Consider the following 20,753-nt stretch of genomic DNA (forward strand, 5'->3'; position numbering starts at 1 on the left):
AGGGAGGCGGCCGGCGGAGCGGTTACGGCTCAGTCGCTGATGAGGCCCAGGCGGCGCAGCTCCGCCAGGAGGGCTTTCTCCTCGATGGGCTTTTGCAGGAAGGCGGTGGCGTCGCCCAGGAACATGGCGTTGTGCGTATCCTCGGCGTCCTCCAGGACGGAGGTGATGATGATGCGCGCCCTGCGGGCGTCGTCCACGCCGAAGTCGCGCTCCATGCCGCGGATCTCGCGCATGGCCGTGGCCCCGTCGATCTCGGGCATGCGCAGGTCCATGCAGACGAGCTCGTAGGGCTTCTTCTCCTTGAGGGCGCGCTGGAAGGCCATCACCGCCTCCTCCCCGTTTTCGGCCACGTCGCAGGCGGCATAGGGGTGGAGGATGTATTCCAGGAAGCTCCTGCTGTAGAAATCGTCATCGACGATGAGTACGCGCATCAGCGTCTCCAGTTTTGACGGTGTGCAATTTCAAGCGGATGCGTCTCGTTTATAGTCGGCGCGCGGTCCATGTCAAGGCTGGCGGAACTCGGCCATGCCGGAGCTTGTTTGCGGGCTGGCGCTTGAATCCAACAATACTGAGGGCATGCACGCCGCCGATCCCGCCCGGATTCTTCAGGGCAGGCCTGCCCGGATCATGGCAGCAGGCGCGTCAGGAGCAGTTTCTCGGCGTCCTCGCCGGGGAGGGGTTTGGAAAACAGGAAGCCCTGGCCGTACTGGCAGCTCAGGCCGTGCAGGTCGTCGAGCTGGCCGTGCTGCTCGACGCCTTCGGCCACCACCTCCAGCCCCAGGTTGTGGGCCAGGTGCACGATGGCTGCAACGATCTCCAGGTTCTCGCTCCCGTCGCCCATCTTGCCCACGAAGCTGCGGTCGATCTTGAGGCTGTCCAGGGGGAAGCGGTGCAGGTAGGCCAGTGAGGAGTAGCCCGTGCCGAAATCGTCGATGCTGATCTTGACCCCGAGGCCCTTGAGCAGGGTGAGCATGCGCACGGTGAACTCGGCGTTCTCCATGGCCCTGCTCTCGGTGATCTCGAGGCGCAGGGACTCGGGGGGGATGCCCGTATCCTCCAGGACGCTGCGGATCTCGCCCACGAGCTCCAGGTTCAGGAACTGCTTGGCCGAGATGTTCACGCTCATGGAAAGGGGGGGCTGCATGCGCTTGAGGTTCTGCCACTTGGCCAGTTGCACGCAGGCGGTGCGCAGCACCCAACTGCCGATGGGCACGATGAGCCCCGTCTCCTCGGCCACGGGGATGAAGTCCGCCGGGGGGATCAGCCCCCGGGTGGGGTGCTGCCAGCGCACCAGGGCCTCGAAGCCCTGCACGTCGCCGTCGGGGATGCCCACGATGGGCTGGTAGTGCAGGCGAAGCTCGTCGCGCTCCACGGCGGCGCGCAGGTCCGTCTCCAGTTGGAGCAGCGATGTGGCGGCCTGGTGCATGGTGGCGTCGAAAATTTCGTAGCGGGCCTTGCCCAGGGCCTTGGCCCGGTACATGGCGATGTCCGCGTCGCGCACGACGTGCTCGGGCTTGTCGTAGGTCCAGGTCTTGAGCACCACGCCGATGCTGGCGGAGGTGAACACCTTGCGCCCCTGCACGTAGATGGGTTTGGAGAGCTCGAACTGCAGGCGGGAGAGGATGTGCGTGGCGTCCAGGGTGCCGGAGATGTCGTCCACCAGGATGGCGAACTCGTCGCCGCCGAAGCGGGCCACGGTGTCCATGGGTCTGAGCGCGGCCTTGATCCTGCAGGCCACCTCCACGAGGAGCTGATCCCCGGCCTGGTGGCCCAGGCTGTCGTTGATGACCTTGAAGCGGTCCAGGTCCAGGAAGAACACGGCGAAGCGATAGCTGTACTTGCGGCGCGTGCGGTGGATGGCCCACTCCAGGCGGTCCATGAACAGGACCCGGTTGGGCAGGCCGGTCAGGGCGTCGTGGAAGGCCTGGTGGCGCAGTTGGGATTCGGCGCTCTTGCGCGCGGTGACGTCCTGGACGAGGCCCTCATAGCAGGCCACGGCCCCCCTTTCCCCCGGGACGCTCCAGGTGCTCTCCGAGAGCCAGACCTCCGCCCCGTCCTTGCGGCGGACCTGTCTTTCGAAGCTGGTCACCTGGCCTTCGGAGGACAGGCGGCGCACGAACTCCACGCGCTGGGCCGGGTTGACGAAGAAGCTGTCCTTGAGGTGGGGCTGCTCCGCGAGCAGATCCTCGGGGCTGTCATAGCCCAGAATGCGCGACAGGGCCGGGTTGCAGGCCAGCAGCATGCCATCGGCCGCCGCCTGGTAGATGCCCTCCACCGAGTTCTCGAAGATGGAGCGGTACTTGGATTCGGCCCGGCGCAGCCTTTCCTCGGCCTGTTTGCGCTCGGTGATGTCCACCACCGTGCCTTCGTAAAGCCGCACCCTGCCGGACTCGTCGCGCACGGCCCGGGCCTGCTCGCTGATCCAGATCACGCGCCCGTCCCGGGTGAAGGCCCTGGATTCGAAACTCCGCACCCGGCCGTCCTCGGCCAAGGCGTCCTGGAATTCCCCTCCCCTGCCCTTCACCACGTAAAGCGCGCCCTCGTGCAGGCTGTTCATGAGCTCCTGCGGCGAGGGGTAACCGAATATCTTGGCCAGGGCCGGGTTGGCGGCCACGAAGCGCCCGTCCGTGCTGCGCTGGAAGATGCCCTCCTGCGCGTTCTCGAATATGGCCCGGTACTTCTCCTCGGCCTGGCGCAGACGCTCCTCGGCCGATTTCCGGGCTGTCACGTTCTCCACCGTACCCTCCACCAGCATTTCGCCCTCGTCCTGGCCGGCCACCAGGCGGGCGCTCACCGCCACCCAGATCAGCCTGCCGTCTCGCCGGTGGGAACGCATGACGAACCCCGGCACATGGCCCCAGCGGGCCAGCATCTCCACGAGTTGCGCGCAGCCGTCGCAGTCGGTCAACACTCCGGAGTACGGCCCCCGGTCGACCAGGAGCTCATTCGGCGAGTCGAACCCGAAGATGCCCGCCATGGCCTGGTTGGCCATGGTCAAACGCAGGTCCGGCGTCGCCCGGAATATCCCCATGACCGCGTTCTCGAATATGCCCCGGTAACGCCGCTCGGCGAGCACCAGCGCGTCCTCGGCCTGCTTGCGGTCCGTGATGTCGTTGTAGACCCAGAACATCCCGGCGCTGCACCCCCCGGCCACTATGGGGAAGGCCAGCACCTGCATGTGCAGCCGGGCACCGTCGCTGCGCACCCGCTGGGATTCGCAATGCGCCACGCCCAGCAGGTGGGCCTTGCGCAGCATGTCGCGCGACTGGCCCTTGAACTCGGGGGGCACCACCACATCGAGGAGCGGCCGCCCTTGCAGCCCGGCCTGGGTGTGGCCGAAAAGCCGCTCGAAGCCCCTGTTGACCTCCAGCACCACGCCGGCGTTGTCGGTGACGGCGATTCCCCGGGGCGAGTTCGCCGAAAGCTGCTCGAACCAGCTTCGGTCTTCACGCAGAAGCTTCCGGCCCTGCTGCGTGGAGCAGCGCGGGGGAACGCCCTCCAGCCGGCGGCGTAACGCGGCCACCAGGTGTGCGCGGTCAGTGACAAGCACGCCCGCCGGCGAAGCCAGGGCTTCCAGTTGAAGGCTCAGGGATTTGCGCCGGTCATCCAGGACGGCGACCAGAAGGGTATAAGGGCACTGCCTGACCAGACGCCTGGCGCACTCGATCATGTCGAGCCCGGGAAGGTCGCCATTGCAGACGGCCACGTCAGCCCCGAAATGCTCTACCGCCCGGTCCAGCGCGGCGAGGCTTTCGATCAGCAGGGATTCGACGGGCAGGCCACAGCCTTCCAGCTCGCCCAACAAGGACCGGGCCGCCCCGCCGTCGCCGTCGATCATCAGGAAACGATGCGCACCTTCCACCAGCCCCCCAAACAACCCCGCGCCACAGGAGCGGACCGCGTTCGCCCAGGAACCATACACAACTTGCCCCTGGCGCGCCACTGCCCGCGGGGTGCCCTGAGTATCGGCCGATGGACTATGCCATGTTGGTGAATTTGCGGACTCAGGCCGTTCTGGAGAGCTCGTCTGCGGTCTCTCCCGCCGCTTTCAGGAATGCGGCCAGCTCGGCCTCGAAATCGACCAGCAGGCTCTCGGCCCCCGGACAGGCCGCGCCGTCAAACGCCCCGGCCAGCGCCTCCTCCAGCCCGCGCGAGCTGGCGTGCAGCCTCTCGCCGCCCAGGTTCGCGGAGAGGCCCTTGATGGAGTGCACCAGGGCGCGGGCCTCCTCCAGCCTGCCCCGTTCCATCATTCCGGCCAGATCGGCCCCGGTATGGGAGTACTCCCGCGCGAAACCGCCCAGAAGCCTGGCATAGAGCCCGGTGTTGCCCATGAGCATGGTCAGGGCCTTCTCCCTGTTCAGCACCGCCGCCCCGGCCTGAAGCCCCTCTCCCGCAAGCAGCGGGCGCAGCGCGGCGTAGAGCGCGGCCGCGCTCACCGGCTTGCAGAGGTAACCGGCCATGCCCGCCTCCATGCAGCGCCGCCTGTCCTGCGGACTGGCCATGCCGGTGAGCGCCACAACGGGGATGGCCCGCCCCCCGGCCGTCTCCCGCTGCTTGAGTGCGCGCAGCACCTCGAAGCCGTCCATGCCCGGCATCACGATATCCAGAAGCACCGCGTCGAAATCCCGCTGCGCGGCGACGTTCAGGGCTTCCTGCCCGCTCTCCGCCTCCACCGCGGTCAGCCCCCCGAGGCGCAGCATCTCGGCCACGGCGTGGCGGCTGAGCTCCTTGTCCTCGACCACCAGCACCGTGGCGCCCTCCATGCCTCGGGCCAGGCCCTTGATGTCCTGGAGCTCCGCCCCTTTGCCCGCGCCCGGCGGGTGGTCCGCCCCCCCGGCGGCCGAGCCGGCCACGGGGAGCGTGAAACGCACCATCACGGTCGTGCCCGCGCCCGGTTCGGTCCGCATCGAGAGCGCGCCGCCCATGCGGGAGGCCAGGCGCCCGGCGATGGCCAGGCCCAGGCCGGTCCCGTCGTAGCGCCTGGTCAGCCCGGTGTCGGCTTGGGTGAAGGGCTCCATGAGCTGCCCGGCCATGGCCGGGTCCATGCCGATGCCCGTATCCCGCACGGTGCAGGTCAGAACCGCGTGGCCATCCTCGGGAGCTTCGAGCTCCATGCGCAGTTCGACCTCGCCCCGCTCCGTGAACTTCAGGGCGTTGTCCGTCAGGCAGGCAAGCAGCTTTCGCAAGTGCAGGGCGTCGCCCACCAGGGAGAGCTCCGCGCCCGGGCCGGTGATGTCCGCCCTGAATCCGAGGCCTTTGGACACGGCCTCCTCCTCGTAGGCCTCCCGCAGCTCGCGCAGCACCGAGGCGGGCTCGAAGGGGTCGCTGGCCAGGTTCAGCGCGCCGGACTCCATGCCGGAGTAATCCAGAATGTCGCTGATGACCGAGAGCAGCACCTTGCCCGCCTCCAGGGACTTCTCCAGGTTGGAGCGCTGGACCGGAGCCAGGGGGGTGCGCAGGGTCAGCTCGGTCAGGCCCATCACGGCGTTGAGCGGGGAGCGCAGTTCGTGGCTGACGCCCGCCAGAAAGCGGCCTTTGGCCTCGCTGGCCTCCTGGGCCTGCCGCACGGCCGTGAGCAACGGCGTCACATCGGTCAAGGCGGCGACCACGCTGCCGACGCCGCCGTCGGGGTCGTGCAGGGCGCTGGCGCATATGTTGCCCCAGAACATGGTGCCGTCTCCGCGGATGAAGCGCTGCTGCACGCAGACCCGCTCGGATTTGCCGCCAAGCAGGTCGTCATGCAGGGCGCGCAGGGCGGGCCTGTCCTCGGGGAGGATGATGTCGTAGCAGGTGATGCTGCGCAGCTCCGCCGGAGTCATGCCGAGCAGTTCGGCGCAGGCCTTGTTGGAGAGAATGAACCGGCCGCCGGCGTCCACCTCCACCAGGCCGCAGTCCACGGTGTTGAACACGGAGTCAATGCGGGCCCTGCTCCTGCGCAGCTCGCGCAGGGCGGCCTCCCGGCGTGAGACGTCGAGCACGATGGACTGCAGCAGCGTCACGCCCCCGCGCTGCAAGGGGCCGGCGTAGATGTCCACGTCACGGATCTCGCCGGAGGCCAGGACGTGCCTGGCCTGGTGGTTCCGGCTCTCCCGGGCCACCTCGGAGCGCATGCGGCGGGCGATCTCCTCCGTGGGGGTCATGCTGAAATCGGAGACGGTTTTGCCCAGAAACGCGGCCTTGTCGAAGCCGTAGAAGGCCAGCGCGGCGGGGTTGACGTCGACGACGCGCAGCGTGGCCGGGTCGATGAGCATTTTCACGGCCGGGTTGTTCTCGAACATTCCCCGGGAGAACTCCGCCTCCTCCTGCAAGGCCGCCAGGGCCTTCCTGCCCGCGCGCACCTCCGCGGACAGGCTGCGCGAGACCCGCAGCAGCACCTGCCTGCGCTTTTCCGCCAGGGCGCGCATGCGCAGGGGCTGGAGCATGAGCAGATAGAGGAGCAGCCCGCTCCCGAAGGCCACGGCCAGCCCGGCCAGGGCGAAGCCCGCGTGGGCTTCCAGGCCCGGCAGGGGCCGTGCGTCGCGCATGTTCAGTCGCAGATGCAGCCCCGGGGCGGATATGTCCATCGAGACCGTCAGGGCCGCGGCCCCGGGCTCGAAAGGGAGAGGCTCCCCTGCCAGCGGCGGGGCCGCCTCCGGTCCGGACAGGGCCTGCTCCAGGCGGTAGGAGAGCCCATCCTCCAGGGAATCGAGGCCTGACTGGGCCAGAAGGTTCGGCAGGGTCTGCGCCGACATCGCAAGCCCCCGGACCGTCTTGCCGGCGTCGTCCTCCACCGGGGCCAGGCCCAGCATGCGCGGCGCCCCGCCGCAGAGACTGAAAGGCCCGGCCACGCGTCCGTGCCCTTCTCGAACGGCCTGTTGCGCGGCGGGCCCCAGGCGCTGGTCCATCAGGAGATCCATCCCGAGAAGGCACTCCAGGCCGTGGGGAGGCTGCACCAGGGCCAGCACGCCGCCAGGCGCGAGCCCCACCGCCCCGGCGGCGGGGAACACCCCCGACAGGTGGGAGCCAAGCTCCGCCAGGTGCCGCTCGACGGGCATGTTCAGGCTGGTGATGTCGGCCAGCCCCTGGGAAGCCTGGGCCAGCTGCGTCAGGGCCTTCTCGAGGGATTGGGCGCGAACGGCGCAAACCCCCTGCAAAGAGGATAAGGCCATCTCGCGGTCGTTTCGCAGTTGGGCGCGCAGTTGCAGGACGATACCGGCACCTATGGCGCAAAATAGCAGGAGAGGGGGCAGAAGGGACGTGAACTTCTTCATGCTCGCCTTTGACCAGCCGGAGCAACTGAAGCCTCCGGCCCGGTATGGCATGCTAACAGCATGTACCTCGGCCTGTAAATCACCCAAGGCAAAAACAATTCCAAGGAGATGAGGATCCCGCGCACCCCTTCGCCGCATGCCGCGGCCCGGCGTTCAGGCGAAACAAAAGCCCCGGGGCCGCGTTGGCCCCGGGGCGTGGGATGCTCCCCGGGGCTGCGACGCCCCGGGGAAATCACGGTCTTGAGCTGCTAGAACAGGCCCAGCAGGGAGAGGCCCAGCAGCGCCAGGCCCACCACCGCGATGCGCTTGACCCACAGGGGGCTGACGCGCTTGGCGATCTGCGGGGCGATGAAGCCGGCCAGAATGGCCGCCGGGAACATGATGAGGAAGAAGGTGAGGTCGAAGTTGCCGAACTGGTAGTGGCGCATCGAGCTCATGAGGGTGTTGAACAGGATGGCCAGCAGCGAGCTGCCCACCACCAGGTACATGGGCAGGCCCAGCACCACGGTCATCAGGGGCACCATGAAGGGGCCGCCGCCGAAGCCGAACATGGAGGCCACGATGGCCAGGATGAAGGCGCCGATGCAGCCGATGACGATGTTGACCTTGAACTCCTGGCCCCAGAATTCGACGATGATATGCATGGAAATGCTCCTTGATCCTAGGTTGGGCTAGGCTTTCTTGCCGGCGGCGGATTCTTCCGCCCGGCGCTTGAATTCCTTGAGGATGGCCTGTTCCTTCTTGTTCTTGGCCAGGTACCCGGGGGTGGTCTGCCAGAACATCAGGGCGCCCAGGATCAGCAGGATGATGCCGAACACGAACTTGAACTGGTCGAGCGTGATGAGCTCCGTCATCTTGGGGCCGATGAAGCCGCCCGCTGCCATGGCCAGGCCCATGATGGTGCCCAGCTTCCAACTGATGAACTTGATCTTGGAGTAGTTGTAGATGCCCGAAGCCTGGGAGAAGAGCACGGTGGGCGTCACGGTGCCGGCCACGATGGTGTGGGGCAGCGCGGGCCAGACGGAGAGCAGGATCGGGTTGAGCAGGAAGCCGCCGCCCGCGCCCATGAGCACGCCGAACACGCCGATGCCCAGGGTGAGCAGGAAGGGCCAGAACACGTTGAGGCTGGTGCCCGCACCGGCCATGTACATGACCGGGAAGCTGATGTTGTTCTCGACGGTGACCGGCTTGGACTTGAGGCTCTTGTCCGAATAGGCGGTGATCACGTACTTGCCGGGGGCGCTGCCGTCGGCGATCTTGACCTTGCAGGTGTAGGAGCCGTCAGGCTGCACCTGAACCGTGGGGGAGAGCAGCTTGCCGGGGCTGCGGAAGCGGGCCTTCATCAGCTGCATGGAGCGGCGGCGGTTCTCCTGGGGGTCCAGGGAGGGGAGCTTGTCGCCGCGCGAACCGATGATGGAGGCGGTCAGGCTGGTCTGGTAGGCGTCGATGGCCACGCCTGCGGGAGCGTTGTAGGCGATGTCCGCGCCGAGTTCCTTGATGGCGTCGGAGTAGGCGAACTTGCCGCCCTGGGCCTTGAACTTGTCGAAGACCTCCTTGGTGGAGGCCGGGGTGTAGATCTGGTAGAAAGCGGGAATATGCTCGGAGAGGTAGAGCTTGTAGGGGCGGACGCCGTCCTTGTTCGGCTTGTCGTCGAAGAACACGGCGCGCACGTCGGCGTCGTTCTCCACCTCGAGGTACACGGGCTTGCCGGGCTGGGTCTTGCCGCTCACGGTGATCTCGCCGCCATTGGAGAGGGCGGTCTTGTCCACCGCGATGGTCAGCTCACCCGCGGCGCCAGCCGGGGCCGCAGCAGGGGCCGCAGCCGGCGCAGCCGCCGGAGCCTGGGCCGCAGGCTGGCTGGGGGTGTCCTGCGCCTGGCCAAAGGGCACATAGTACGATGCCAGCACAAGGCAGAGCATCACGGCCGAGATGATTCCACGTTTTCTCGACATGGCAATAAACTCCTTCGATCCGTCGTGTTGTCCTAACCGTCCGGCGAAAATCCGCCCCCACCACAGGGCCGGCTACAGACCGGGTTCTTCCAATTGATGCTTGAGCAGTTTCATGCCCCAGGAGGCGCGGATGTCGCGCGAGGCCTCGTTGGGGCGCACGAACTCGAGGGCGTGCGCGGTGCAGGCGGTGACGCAGGCCGGGTTCTTGCCCTGGTCGATCCGGTCGCGGCAGAAGTCGCACTTGATGGCCTTGCCCGTGGCTTCGTCCCACTGCGGTACGTTCCAGGGGCAGGCGATGATGCAGGCCTTGCAGCCCACGCACAGGGTGGACTGCACGTAGACGATGCCGTCCTTGTCGCGACGGGTCATGGCGCCTGTGGGGCATGCGGAGACGCACCAGGGCTCCTCGCAATGGAAGCAGGGCATGAACAGGCTCATGATCTTGGGCTTGCCGCCCTTCTTCACCGGGCCCACGCTCACCAGCTGCCCCAGCCGCGCGCCGATGGGCACCCGGTTCTTGGCCTTGCAGTGCACCTCGCAGGCCTTGCAGCTGATGCAGCGTTTGGCGTTGGTTTTGATGTAGTACAGACTCATGATTTTCCCTCCGTGGCCCGGGCGGCCGTCAGGCGGAACGTGCCCGATCAATCAGGGGCATACATTCCGCAAACATCCATTGCAATTTTCAATAAATGATCGTCTCCACACTTCCCATAAAAAAGATGCGCCTCACAGCGCTTCGCCATCTGGCAAATCTGTAGCATCGGCTTAGTAGCCCGTTCTGGCGGGCGTTACAGACGTTTCTCACGAATGCGCGGGTGCCGCAACCACGTCAAGGAACCAGCCAGGTATGCTTGCCCGGTGCACATCGCCTTGCAACTCCCATAGGGAATTTCCTTATTCGGGGCAACCTACGTTAATTTTATCTCAATCTCCATGCTGTCTTGTCATGCATTTTCGGAACTGCTACGGATCGCCCAAAGTAGATGCCAGGGAACACCGCCCGTTTTGGGCGGCCAGTGGAGTGTCCAGGGCGAATCAGTCAGGAGGGGTCCATGTCCAAGAAGGAAGTCTTCAGCGTCTGCGGCATGTGCACTGTGCGCTGCCCGATCATGGTGGACGTCGAAGACGGTGAAATCCGCTTCATTCAAGGCAATCCGCATTCACCTCTCAAAGGTGCGCTCTGCGCCAGGGGCGCCGCCGGCCCGGCCCTGGAGGCCGACGCCGAACGGCCCCAGCACCCCATGATCCGCCAGGGTGCGCGCGGTGAAGGCAAGTGGGCCAGGGTCAGCTGGGACGAAGCCTTCGACTACGTGGCTGAGAAGCTCAAGGGGCTCATGGAGCAGCACGGCCCCCGCACCGTGCTCTTCTCCGACCGGGGCGGCCCCTTCGTGGACCTGCACCAGGGCTTCATGCGCGCCATCGGCTCGCCCAACTACTGCAACCACGACGTCTCCTGCGCGCGCAACGTGCAGCACGCCAGCCGCTCCGTCACGGGCCTGCCCCGCACCGAGCTGGTGTACGACTACTCCAACGCCAAGCACATCGTGCTGCAGACCCGCAACATCTTCGAGGCCATCAACGTGGCCGAGGTCAACTCCGTGCTCGACGGCATCGACAAGGGCTGCGAGCTGACCTGCATCGACATCCGCGCCACGGTCACCGCCAGCAAGGCGGACAACTTCTTCATGATCCGCCCCGGCACGGACTACGCCTTCAACCTGGCCGTCATCCACGAACTGCTGCACAAGGGCCTCTACGACAAGCACTACGCCGAGCTCTGGATCAAGGACCTCGACCGCCTGCGCACCTTCGTGGAGCCCTACTCCCCGGCCTGGGCCGCCAGGGAGTGCGGCGTGGAGGAGCGGGCCATCACCGCCCTGGTGAAGGATCTGGCCAAGGCCGCCCCGGCCGTGATCTGGCACCCGGGCTGGATGACCGCCCGCTTCAAGGACTCCTTCTACGTCAGCCGCACGGCCTACATCATCAACGCCCTGCTGGGCTCCATCGGCGCCAAGGGCGGCCTGCCCCTGGCCAGCACCCCCAAGGACGTGGGCCGCAAGGGCATCAAGAAGCTCGTGGACCTCTTCCCCAAGCCGGAGGAGAAGCGCGCCGACGGCGTGGGTTGGCGCCTGCCCGCGCACGACGCCGGGCCGGGCCTGCTGCACAAGGCCTTCGAGGCCATCGACAGCGGCGACCCCTACCCCGTCACGGCCTACATCGCCATGCGCCACGACCCGCTCATGGCCATGCCCGACCCCGACGCCATCCGCCGCATCTGGGACAAGCTGGACCTGCTGGTGAGCGTCACCTTCACCTGGTCCGACACGGCCTGGTATTCCGACGTGGTGCTGCCGCTCTCCCCCTACCTCTCGCGCGAGTCCATCATCGCGCAGAAGGGCGGGCTCAAGCCGCAGTTCTTCTACCGCCAGAGGGCCGTGCAGCCCCGCTTCGAGACCAAGGCCGACTGGGAGATCCTCTGCGGGCTGGCCCAGCGCCTGGGCGCCGAGGGCTTCGCCTTCAAGTCCATCGAGGACATCTGGGCCTACCAGCTGCAGGACACGGGCGTGAGCGTGGAGGACCTCTCCAAGAAGGGCTTCGTGGGCCTGGCCTCCGAGCCGCGCTACCTGGCCGTTGAGGACCTCAAGTTCACCACCCCCTCCGGCAAGATCGAAATGCGCAGCGAGAAGTGGGAGAACGCCGGGTACGATTCGCTCAAGCCCTACGAATCCCCCGCGGCCCCCGCCGGGGAGGACCAGTTCCGCATCGCCTTCGGCCGCGTGGGCACCCACACCCAGGGCCACACCGTGAACAACCCGCTGCTCAATGAGCAGTTCCCCGAGAACGTGCTCTGGATCAACACCGCGCGGGCCAAGGCCCTCGGCATCAAGGACGGCGACACCGTGAGCATCACCTCCGCGGGCCGGGGCGGCAATATCAAGGCCTTCGTCACCGAGTTCATCCACCCCGAGGCGGCCTTCATGGTGCACGGCTTCGGGCACGACCTGCCCGTGGAGTCCCGGGCGCGCGGGCGCGGCGTGAGCGACAACGCCCTCATGCCCGGCGGTCTCGAAGTGGAGTCCGCCCCCGGCGGCGGCCTGGCCATGCAGGAGTTCTTCGTCACGGTGCGCAAGGCCTAGCCAGGCGCGCCCGGCCGGAACCGGAGGGGGAACTCCCCCATGCAGTCATGGAGCCCCTCCCGGCCTGGCCGGGAGGGGCTCTTTTATTCAGCGCGGGGCGCACGCCCCGGAAGGAGATCCGTATGGAAGCCAAATGCGACGAGAAGATGTGCTGCACCTTCATCTGCTCCAAGGGCACCCTGGACGGCGTCTACCCGTCGCTGGTGCTGGGGCTCAACGCCAGGCGGCTGGGGCACGAGGTGAGCCTGTTCTACACCTTCATGGGCATCAACGTGGTGCGCAAGGGCTTCATGGCCAAGCTGAAGTTCTATCCGCACGGGTTCCTGGGCGCTATCCCGGGCATGCCGGACCTGGCCACCAGCATGATGGAGAAGCAGATCGCCGAGGCCAACATCCCGAGCGTGGAGGAGATCTTCGAAATGGCCCAGCTGGAGGGCGTGAAGACCTACGCCTGCCGCATGACCCTGGACATGATGAAGATTCCCGAAAGCGACCTGCTGGAGGGCGTGGAGATCATGAACGCGGAGCAGTATTTGAAACTGGCGGGGAAGTGCGGGATCAACATGTTCACGTAAGACGGCAGAGGCCGGGGCGGCCCCCCGTTGGGACCGGCCCCGGCCGTTTTCGGTTCATGGGGCGAAAGCCTTACTTCTTCATGTAGGCCGAGCCGATGCTGAAACCGGCCCCCAGGCGCTCGCCCAGGCCCCAGTAGTCCCGCGAGCCGGTGGCGTAGAGCACGGTGCCCATGTTGGTGATGTCGATCTTGCCTTCCACGTCGAGCACGTCCTTGTCGGCCTTCACGTCCACGATCTCGCCCACGAACTGGGTGTGCAGCCCCAGCTCCACCACGTGGGCCAGCCTGCACTCCAGCACCACGGGGTATTCCGCGATGTAGGGGGCGCCCACCAGGTCGCTCTTCACGGGGGTGAGCCCGGCGGCGGCGAACTTGTCCGTGTCGCGGCCCGTGGCCATGCCGAAGTAGTCGGTCTGCACCGCCTGGGTCTGGCGGGGGATGTTCACGCAGAAGGCCTTGGCGGCCATGACGCAGCCGTGGGTGTAGGTGGCGGCGCGCAACGAGATGGCCACGCAGGGCGGCTTGGAGCAGCAGATGCCGCCCCAGGCGATGGTGGCGCCGGTGGGCTTGCCAGCGGCGTCGTAGGCGGAGACGATCCAGGCCGGAGTGGGGATGGCCAGGGTTTTGGCCCCCAGGGAAGTTTTCATGCGATTACCTCTTTTTGGTACATGTCAGCACACTTTGGCGGAGCTTTGGAGATACGGGATTCCAAAGGGGCGCGCCCCTTTGGCCGCCGGAGGCCTCCCCCGGCAGCCTCTGCCGCCGATCCAGGCGAGCGCCTCCGGCGGCCAAAGGGACTTCGTCCCTCTGGACTCCCGTGACGCTGCGCGCTCCCGAGCGGCCGCTAGGCCATCCCCTCCAATACCTGGATCACGGCCGAGAAGTCCAGTTCGTCCAGCCCCTTGGCCTGCCCCTGGTTGAAGAGCTGCAGGTTGGCGTAGGCGCTGGGGGCAGGGCAGCGCAGGCCGAAGGCCGTGTCCGTGACGAACTTCAAGTCCTTGGCCATGTGCTTGAGCGGGAATTGCGCCAGGTAGGCCTTTTGCTTGAGAAGCGGCTCCTTGATGCGGAACAGGTCGCAGGCCATGGGGCCGCCCAGCACCACGTTCAGCATGGTGTCCGTCTCCAGCCCGCCCGCGCGCCCGAAGGTGAGCATTTCGGCCAGCCCGCACATCATGTTTGCCAGCAGCAGGTTGACCGCCATCTTCATCATGGTGCCCTGGGGGGCGGGGCCGCAGTAGACCACCTTCTTGCCCATGCACAGCAGCAGGGGCTCGAGCTTCTCCACCACCTCCCGCTCGCCCCCGGCCAGGATCACCAGCGTGCCCTGCTGGGCCGGAAGCTTGGAGCCGGAGACCGGGGCGTCCACGAAGGCGGCCCCGCAGGCCGCGATCCGTGCGGCCATCTCCTGGGTGTAGGCGGGCGGTACGGTGCTCATGTTCACCACGGTCTTGCCCGGGCCGAGCGCCGGAGCCATGCCGCCCTCGCCCCAGAGCAAGGCGTCCAGGGCCTGCGGCCCGGTGACCATCAGCAACAGCACGTCGTTCTTGCGGGCCAGTTGCTCGGCGCTTTCGGCGATCTCCAGGCCCGGCACGCTCTCGGGCGCGGGCCTGGTGCGGTTGTAGACGGCCACGTCGTGCCCGGCCTTGGCTATGTTCAAGGCCATGGGCTTGCCCATGATGCCCATACCGGCGAATCCTACGCGCAGTTTCATTTGTGCCTGCCTTGGGGTAGAGGGTTGAAGCAAGGGGACGCCTCGTCCCCTGGCATACCAATCGGCCCCGGATGTCAAGGGAAATGGATTCCGCAAAGCGCATCCTCCATGTGGACATGGACGCCTTCTTCGCCTCGGTGGAGCAGCTGGATGACCCGTCCCTGCGCGGCAAGCCCGTCATCGTGGGCAAGGGCGACCGGGGCGTGGTCTCGGCGGCCTCCTACGAGGCGCGGGTCTACGGCGTGCGCTCGGCCATGCCCGTGGTCCAGGCCCGCAAGCTCTGCCCGCAAGGCATCTTCGTGGGCGGGCGCATGAGCCGCTACGCCGAGGTGTCGCGCCAGGTGATGGCCGTGCTGGGCGAGTTCTCCCCCCTGGTGGAGCAGGCCTCCGTGGATGAGGCCTATGTTGACATCACCGGCACCCGCACCCTGTTCGGCCCGCCGCGCAAGCTGGCCGAGGCCCTGCAGGCCCGCGTGCGCGAGGCCACGGGCCTCTCCTGCTCGGTGGGCGTTGCGCCTGTGAAGTTCCTGGCCAAGATCGCCTCGGACTTCCGCAAGCCCAGCGGCGTGACCATCATCGAGCCGGAGGACGTGGCCGCCTTCCTCCAGGACCTCCCCGTGGGCAAGATCCCCGGCGTGGGCGGCAAAACCCTGCCCCGGCTGGCGCAGCTCGGGGTGCGCACCTGCGGCGAGGTGCTTCGCTACTCCCGCCAGTTCTGGGAGGAGCACCTGGGCGAGTGGGGGCGCGTGCTGCACCAGCGCGCCCAGGGTCTGGGCTCGGCGGAGCTGACGCCACACTCGGAGATGAAGTCCTCCAGCGCGGAGAACACCTTCGCCAAGGACGTAAGCGACGAGGAGGAGCTGAAGCGCTGGCTGCTCAGGCAGTCCGAACGCGTCGGGCGGGATCTGCGCAAGCACGGGCTGCAAGGGCGCACCGTGACGCTCAAGCTCAAGTTCGAGGATTTCAAGCATATCACCCGCAGCCGCACCCTGGCCGAGCCCATCGACACCGACCTGGAGATCTTCCGCACCGCCTGCGACCTGCTGGACCAGACAGAACGCCGCAAAAGAATCCGGCTCATCGGGGTGGGCGTCTCCAACTTCGGGGGCGGCTCGGCCCAGCTGAGCCTCATGCCGGACGAAAACCGCGAGCGCCTCAAGCGCCTGGACAAGGCCGTGGACTCCATCCGCGACCGGCACGGGCGCTCGCTCATCAAGCGGGGCAAGCTGTTCGAGGGCGATCAGTAGAGCAGGCGGTACATGGCCTGGTTGCCCAGGATGCGCTTCACGTAGTCGCGCGTCTCGGTGTAGGGGATGAACTCCGTGAACAGCTCCCGGTCCAGCCCGCCCAGGAACTCCCGCCAGACCCCCACCTTCACCCGCCCGGCGTTGTAGCTGGAGAGCGTGAGCGGCAGGTTGCCGCCGTATTCGTTGTAGCGCTCCAGGAAGTAGCGCACGCCGAAGCGGATGTTCACGGCCGGGTCCTTGAGGCTCTCCGCGCCGGGGGTGCGCTCGCCGTTCTTGGCCGCAAGGCTGGCGGCCGTGGAGGGCAGCACCTGCATGAGCCCCACCGCCCCCGCGCCGGACACGGCATCCGGCTCGAAGAAGCTCTCCTGGCGGATCAGGCCCCGGATGATCGCCGGGTCAACGCCGGTTCCGGCCAGTTGGGCGTCCACGATCCCGGCGTAGCGGCTGGGATAGAAGATGTCGCGCAGGGGGCGCAGCTCCTCGGGCGTGCCCCTGGCCAGGCAGGGGCCGAGTGCGCGGCCCAGGGCGCGCACCGCGTTGCCGTGGTTGCCCTGCTCCGAGGCCAGGCGGGCGTAGCGCAGGGCCAGGGCGGCGTCCTGAGGGCTTGCGGCGTTGAGCGCCCCAAGCTCGCGCTCGGCCAGTTCCGGCAGTTGCGCGGCCAGCAGAGCCTCGGCCCGAGCGAGGCCTTGAACCGCTCCCGAATCCTGCAGCCCGAAGTCCGGCGCGCACAGGCCCATACCCGCTTTCGCCTCTGGCTGATCGCTCGCGGCGCCGGGCGCTGCCTCGGCCTGGCTCCCCTGCTCCGTATCGGGCCGCGCCGCCCCGCTCGTCCCGGCCAGCCGTTCCCTGGCCAGCATGCCGTAATAGCCGTTGGGCCAGCGCTCGAGCACGCGCGCCAGGCCCTGCCGGGCAGTTTCGGCGTTCCCCGCGGCCTGGGCGGCGCGCGCCCGCCAGTAGGCGGCGGCCGGGGCGAAATCGGAATCGGGGTATTCGGCCGCGAAGGCCTCCAGGCCTTTAGCCGCACCTTGATAGTCGGCCAGGGCGAAGCGGATCAGCCCGGCGAGCCAGACGGCCTGCTCCCTGGCCTGGGTGCGGGCCTGGGACGAGCCCGCCGGGGCCTGGGCCTCCAGTTGCAGGGCGGCCTCCAGGGCCTCGGGGAAGCGGCCGCGCTCCAGGCGGAGCAGCAGAAGCAGCCGCCGGGAGGTCTCCAGCAGTTCGCCGGAACCGGGCAATTTGGCCCCGCGCACCAGCACGTCCTGCAGCAAATCCTCCATGCGCGCGGCGTCGTCCGGCCCCGAGAAACGCCACATGGCCCTGGCCTGGTGGTACTGGGCCCAGAGCGCGAGCAGCGGGTCCGTGGCGGCTCGGGCAGCATCCTCGTAGAGCTGCACGGCGGCAGCGGTGTCGCGCCGGATGTAGGCGGACTTGGCTTCCAGGTAGAGCGCCCGCCCCGGCTGGACCGCGGGCAAAGCCGACAGGGCGCTGATGAGAGGACGGGCCTTGGCCGCCATGCTCCTGTTCAGCAGCAGGTCGGCCCGGTGGTACATCTCGGAGGGGTCGTCGGGGTCGAAGGCGATGAGCCCCTTGGCGCGCAACTCGCGGGCCAGCGGTTCGCCCTTCTCCGCCGAGGCGGTCCAGGGCAGGGTGCGCAGCAGTTCGGCCAGGGCGGCCTCGGCGGCGGCGTTGTCCCCGGCCTGAGCCGCCAGCGCGCCCAGGCGCAGCAGGGCCGCGGCGCGCAGGGGGTTGTCACCGGCGTCCAGGAAGCGGCGGTAACGCCCGGCGGCCTGGGGGTCGTTCAGCGCCTCCAGGCAGTAGCCCTGGAGCAGCAGGGCCTCCTGGCCCAGGGCGGGATCGGCGGGGTCGATGGTGTCGAAGTCGGCCAGGGCGGCGCGGAAGTCGCCCAGCCGGTAGCGGGCGAAGCCGCGATAGAAGCGCGCCCAGGCCGTGAGCGGCGATTGCCGCTCCGCCACGGGGGCAAGGCTCAGGGCCGCCTCGGCCCACTGGCGCCCGGCGGCCTGGAGCACGCCCGCCGCGAAGACCGTCTCCGGGGTGTGGGGCGCGGCGGCCAGCGCGGCCAGCCTCTCCCTGGCCCTGGGCAGGCCCTGGGAGAGCGGGCGCGGCATGGGGAAATCCTGCGCCGGGGATGGCGCGGCCTGGTTCTTCTGAACGGCGGGCTTGGGGGCCTGGGGCTTCTGGGCCAGCGCGGGGCCGCCTAAGACCGACAGGAGCGCGGCCAGAAGGGCCGCGAGCATGGCGTGCGTCATGATCCCGTTCTAGCCGCCTTCGCCCCGGCGGGCAAAGCAAAACCCGGACGGATCAGCAGCAGGTGGAGCCGCCGTCCCCGCCGCAGTCGCAGGATGGCGGCCCGCCGGTGATCCAGCCGTGGATGATGGCCCGGGCGCAGCCCACGCCCTGCTCCACCTCGATGGCCCCGGAGGAGCAGTTGAGCGCGCAGGCCCCGCACTCCATGCAGGCGTCGCGGTCCGCGATGCGCGCGGTTCCCCCTTCCACCACGAAGACTCCGTGCGGGCAGACCTGGGCGCACATGCCGCAGCCGCCGCAGCGGTGCGGGTCCATGCGCAGGGTCACCACTCCGGGAATGTATCTGCAACATCCGCTCATGAGACTCCTCCCACGCCGAGCCGCCACAACACCAGCGCCACGGCCAGGGCGGCGGCCTGCACGGGTATGGCGGCGCGCATCTCCTTCTCCACGCCCGTGGGCGAGGTGTAGGTGCTCGATCCGGTGAAATTCATGCCGTACCAGGAGGCCGCGGCCACCGCCCCCAGCCAGAGCCCCACGCCGGCCAGGGGATTGGGGGCGAAGGCCCACGCGCCCGCTCCGGCCGCCAGCCCGGCCACGGCCCCCTTGAGCGCGAAGGAGCGCCCCGGCAGCCAGGGCAGGGCCAGGGGGCAGAGCACGTTGCCCCCCACGAAGCCCAGCATGTAGGCCGCGAAGCCCGTCCAGAGCCCGAGCCAGGCACGCTTGAGCGAGAACACCCCCTCCCCGGCACCGGCCAGCGCAAACAGCGCCAGGGCCACCCAGAGCATGGTGCGCCGCTCGTTGGCGAACTCCACCAGGCCCACGGCCACACGGTCCAGGGCGGGGAACTCCACCCGGCGCATGGCCGGGGTGGCCTTCATCCCGGCTTGCAGGAAGGCGGGGATGTCCGCCGCGCGCACCGGGCCGAACACAACCCGGAAGCCGCACAGCCGCTTGACCTCGTGGGCGGCCACGCCGGGCGCGCCCAACTGGGGCACCACCAGCCTGCGGTGGGTGACCACCTCCGTGAGCCCGCAGGCGGCCACGCGCCGGGCCAGCTCCATGGTGCCGAAGGTCTTCTTGCCCGCCGCGCACCAGACGTTCACCCCTGCCGTGTCCAGCACCAGGATCCAGGCGTTCAGGCCAGCAAGCTCCTTGCGCAGGGAGTCGAAGCTCAATTTGTAGTTGGCGGTGACCAGCACCGGGCTCTCCGGGCCGGGCGCGCCCACGGCGTAGAGCCCGGGGGCCACGCGGTAGCGCCCGCGCCCCACGCCCAGGCGCACCAGGGCCGCGCCGATGCGGTCGGGGCGCTCCAGGCTGGTCTTGACCACGGGGACAGGGCCGATGGGGGTCTCCAGGAAGCCGGAGACGAAGTGCCAGCGCCTGTAGCCAGGCAGCTCGCCCTGCCCCGCCCCCTCCGTCGAGGCCGCCCCGGAACCGCAGGTCTCAGGGCCGCACGAGCGCACATCGCTCAGGGGCGGCGCGGAACATTCCGGGCCAATGCTTGAGCAGGGTATGGGTTCCGGCTGGACCGCCGGATTCTTGGGCGGTCAGCAGGCGGATTTATTTTTCTGGAACGGATCGATCATAACCGGACGCTTGCCTCCAGGGGCTTGATTCTGCACAGTGGGCGCATGTCTGATTCCAGCAACACGCAGTCCTCGCTGGACCTCGTCACCATCGCTCCCGCAGGGTACGCGGCTTACTGGCTCTCCGTCAAACGCCTGGCCGACACCAAGCGCGGCCCGCAGGCCCTCTCCGACGAGTTGCAGTACGCGGCCGAGCCCTACACGCGCCTGCTGCTGGGCGCGGCCACCTCCAACATGGACGAGGCCCTGATGGAGCGCATGGCCCGCAACAAGTCGCAGGTGCTGTTGCGCGACTTCCGCCGCAAATTCAGGGCCATGCGCCAGGCCGCCTGCGCCATCGCCTCGGGCGAGAATCCGCGCAAGACCCTGATAACGCTCTCCGGGGGGTTCGGGCTGCCCGTCTCGCAGGAGACGCAGCTCATGGAGCAGGCCCAGAACCTCATCGAGACCATGCGGGCGGGCAAGCTGGACATGGCCGTGTTCCCCGACGTCTCCCACACCACCCGCCCCGAGGAGCTGGTGCTCAAGCTGCTGGTGTTCACGCTCTGGGCCCGGCGCGACGCCAGGACTGGCCTGCAGGTCTTTCTGCCGGGCATGCCCTTCCCCTTCATGGCGGACGCCCTGCGCCTGTGCATCGACGGCCTGGAGGAACCCTACATCCGCCGCAGGCTGGAGGCCCAGGCCCGGGACATCCTGCTGGACACCGCCCACAAGATGCGCCTGGGGCTGGACCTGGCCCTGGCCCTCAAGGCCCGCCGCAGCTACGACGAGGTGCTGGCCCTGGCCCGCTCCCACCTGCTGGAGATGTAGCCCTCCGGTGCGGCTCCGCCCGGAAGCTGCGCCCCCTCAAACGTGCTGGATCCATGCAGGCCCAGGCGCTGACCTCTGCCGCGCTGGGTCCGTCCCTGGCCCCTGGGCGCCGCGGACCGTCTGATGTTCTTCAAATACAGCGGACGGTCCGCGGCGCCCAGGGGGCAGGACCGGAGCCTGAACGATCTCTATACCCCCCACAGTGCTGCCCGGCGGCCTCG

At 68.2% G+C, this 20,753-nt stretch carries 13 protein-coding genes and 1 pseudogene; 4 read left to right on the forward strand and 10 right to left on the reverse strand.

From position 1 onward, the window contains the following. Positions 1-29: 29 nt before the first annotated feature. The 5 genes and pseudogenes from MLE27_RS10570 to MLE27_RS10590 all read right to left on the reverse strand — a co-directional run bounded on the left by MLE27_RS10570 (position 30) and on the right by MLE27_RS10590 (position 9,796). Positions 30-431 carry a response regulator gene (locus MLE27_RS10570; RefSeq protein WP_243312040.1) on the reverse strand — a complete coding sequence of 134 codons (402 nt, stop codon included), beginning with the start codon at positions 429-431 and terminating at the stop codon, positions 30-32. A gap of 194 nt (positions 432-625) precedes the next feature. Beyond that, positions 626-3,862 carry a bifunctional diguanylate cyclase/phosphodiesterase gene (locus tag MLE27_RS10575; protein WP_243312041.1) on the reverse strand — a complete coding sequence of 1,079 codons (3,237 nt, stop codon included), beginning with the start codon at positions 3,860-3,862 and terminating at the stop codon, positions 626-628. 142 nt (positions 3,863-4,004) lie between these two features. After that, positions 4,005-7,250, reverse strand: a complete 3,246-nt coding sequence (locus MLE27_RS10580) for a PAS domain S-box protein (protein ID WP_243312042.1) — start codon at positions 7,248-7,250, stop codon at positions 4,005-4,007. A 248-nt stretch (positions 7,251-7,498) separates the two neighbouring features. Further along, a pseudogene (locus tag MLE27_RS18175) lies at positions 7,499-9,202 on the reverse strand (sulfite exporter TauE/SafE family protein). Positions 9,203-9,274: 72 nt separating this feature from the next. Then, complete coding sequence (locus MLE27_RS10590) at positions 9,275-9,796, reverse strand: 4Fe-4S dicluster domain-containing protein (RefSeq protein WP_243312043.1); 522 nt, start codon at positions 9,794-9,796, stop codon at positions 9,275-9,277. 458 nt (positions 9,797-10,254) lie between these two features. Here MLE27_RS10590 and MLE27_RS10595 point away from each other — a divergent pair, with 458 nt between their 5' ends. Both MLE27_RS10595 and MLE27_RS10600 read left to right on the forward strand, forming a co-directional pair. Continuing rightward, positions 10,255-12,339: a molybdopterin-dependent oxidoreductase gene (locus tag MLE27_RS10595; protein ID WP_243312044.1), complete on the forward strand. Its 2,085-nt coding sequence runs from the start codon at positions 10,255-10,257 to the stop codon at positions 12,337-12,339. A gap of 122 nt (positions 12,340-12,461) precedes the next feature. Beyond that, positions 12,462-12,914: a DsrE/DsrF/DrsH-like family protein gene (locus tag MLE27_RS10600; RefSeq protein WP_243312045.1), complete on the forward strand. Its 453-nt coding sequence runs from the start codon at positions 12,462-12,464 to the stop codon at positions 12,912-12,914. A 70-nt stretch (positions 12,915-12,984) separates the two neighbouring features. On the opposite strand, the gene MLE27_RS10605 is transcribed toward MLE27_RS10600, so the two are convergent. Together MLE27_RS10605 and MLE27_RS10610 are read right to left on the reverse strand one after the other, a co-directional pair. Then, complete coding sequence (locus tag MLE27_RS10605) at positions 12,985-13,560, reverse strand: flavin reductase family protein (protein ID WP_243312046.1); 576 nt, start codon at positions 13,558-13,560, stop codon at positions 12,985-12,987. 197 nt (positions 13,561-13,757) lie between these two features. Next, positions 13,758-14,624: an NAD(P)-dependent oxidoreductase gene (locus tag MLE27_RS10610; RefSeq protein WP_243312047.1), complete on the reverse strand. Its 867-nt coding sequence runs from the start codon at positions 14,622-14,624 to the stop codon at positions 13,758-13,760. A gap of 83 nt (positions 14,625-14,707) precedes the next feature. Between MLE27_RS10610 and MLE27_RS10615 the strand changes: the two genes are divergently transcribed. Then, the gene (locus tag MLE27_RS10615) at positions 14,708-15,871 is read left to right on the forward strand and encodes a DNA polymerase IV (protein ID WP_243312048.1); all 1,164 of its coding nucleotides are present in this window, start codon (positions 14,708-14,710) and stop codon (positions 15,869-15,871) included. Here the strand turns inward: MLE27_RS10615 and MLE27_RS10620 are convergent. The 3 genes from MLE27_RS10620 to hgcA are packed head-to-tail and all read right to left on the reverse strand — an operon-like array spanning position 15,865 to position 19,722. Continuing rightward, positions 15,865-18,135, reverse strand: coding sequence for a lytic transglycosylase domain-containing protein (locus MLE27_RS10620; RefSeq protein WP_243312049.1), 2,271 nt, complete (start codon positions 18,133-18,135; stop codon positions 15,865-15,867). The genes MLE27_RS10615 and MLE27_RS10620 overlap by 7 nt on opposite strands. 52 nt (positions 18,136-18,187) lie before the next feature. Continuing rightward, a complete protein-coding gene (gene hgcB / locus MLE27_RS10625) occupies positions 18,188-18,493 on the reverse strand; it encodes a mercury methylation ferredoxin HgcB (RefSeq protein ID WP_243312050.1) in 306 nt (101 codons plus the stop codon). Next, positions 18,490-19,722, reverse strand: coding sequence for a mercury methylation corrinoid protein HgcA (gene hgcA, locus MLE27_RS10630; protein ID WP_279355781.1), 1,233 nt, complete (start codon positions 19,720-19,722; stop codon positions 18,490-18,492). Before hgcA ends, hgcB begins: the two co-directional genes overlap by 4 nt. 45 nt (positions 19,723-19,767) lie before the next feature. Between hgcA and MLE27_RS10635 the strand changes: the two genes are divergently transcribed. Continuing rightward, on the forward strand, positions 19,768-20,532 hold the full coding sequence (locus MLE27_RS10635) for a hypothetical protein (protein WP_243312052.1): 765 nt from the start codon (positions 19,768-19,770) through the stop codon (positions 20,530-20,532). Positions 20,533-20,753: the final 221 nt, after the last annotated feature.

The organism is Fundidesulfovibrio agrisoli (genome assembly GCF_022808715.1).
GTDB classification, from domain to species: Bacteria; Desulfobacterota; Desulfovibrionia; order Desulfovibrionales; family Desulfovibrionaceae; genus Fundidesulfovibrio; species Fundidesulfovibrio agrisoli.

What these genes read in the sequence shown, in the direction of transcription:
- MLE27_RS10570 (WP_243312040.1), bottom strand. Translation starts at nt 431, where the DNA reads ATGCGCGTACTCATCGTCGATGACGATTTCTACAGCAGGAGCTTCCTG.
- MLE27_RS10580 (WP_243312042.1), bottom strand. Translation starts at nt 7,250, where the DNA reads ATGAAGAAGTTCACGTCCCTTCTGCCCCCTCTCCTGCTATTTTGCGCC.
- MLE27_RS10590 (WP_243312043.1), bottom strand. Translation starts at nt 9,796, where the DNA reads ATGAGTCTGTACTACATCAAAACCAACGCCAAACGCTGCATCAGCTGC.
- MLE27_RS10595 (WP_243312044.1), top strand. Translation starts at nt 10,255, where the DNA reads ATGTCCAAGAAGGAAGTCTTCAGCGTCTGCGGCATGTGCACTGTGCGC.
- MLE27_RS10600 (WP_243312045.1), top strand. Translation starts at nt 12,462, where the DNA reads ATGGAAGCCAAATGCGACGAGAAGATGTGCTGCACCTTCATCTGCTCC.
- MLE27_RS10605 (WP_243312046.1), bottom strand. Translation starts at nt 13,560, where the DNA reads ATGAAAACTTCCCTGGGGGCCAAAACCCTGGCCATCCCCACTCCGGCC.
- MLE27_RS10610 (WP_243312047.1), bottom strand. Translation starts at nt 14,624, where the DNA reads ATGAAACTGCGCGTAGGATTCGCCGGTATGGGCATCATGGGCAAGCCC.
- MLE27_RS10615 (WP_243312048.1), top strand. Translation starts at nt 14,708, where the DNA reads ATGGATTCCGCAAAGCGCATCCTCCATGTGGACATGGACGCCTTCTTC.
- MLE27_RS10620 (WP_243312049.1), bottom strand. Translation starts at nt 18,135, where the DNA reads ATGACGCACGCCATGCTCGCGGCCCTTCTGGCCGCGCTCCTGTCGGTC.
- hgcB (WP_243312050.1), bottom strand. Translation starts at nt 18,493, where the DNA reads ATGAGCGGATGTTGCAGATACATTCCCGGAGTGGTGACCCTGCGCATG.
- MLE27_RS10635 (WP_243312052.1), top strand. Translation starts at nt 19,768, where the DNA reads ATGTCTGATTCCAGCAACACGCAGTCCTCGCTGGACCTCGTCACCATC.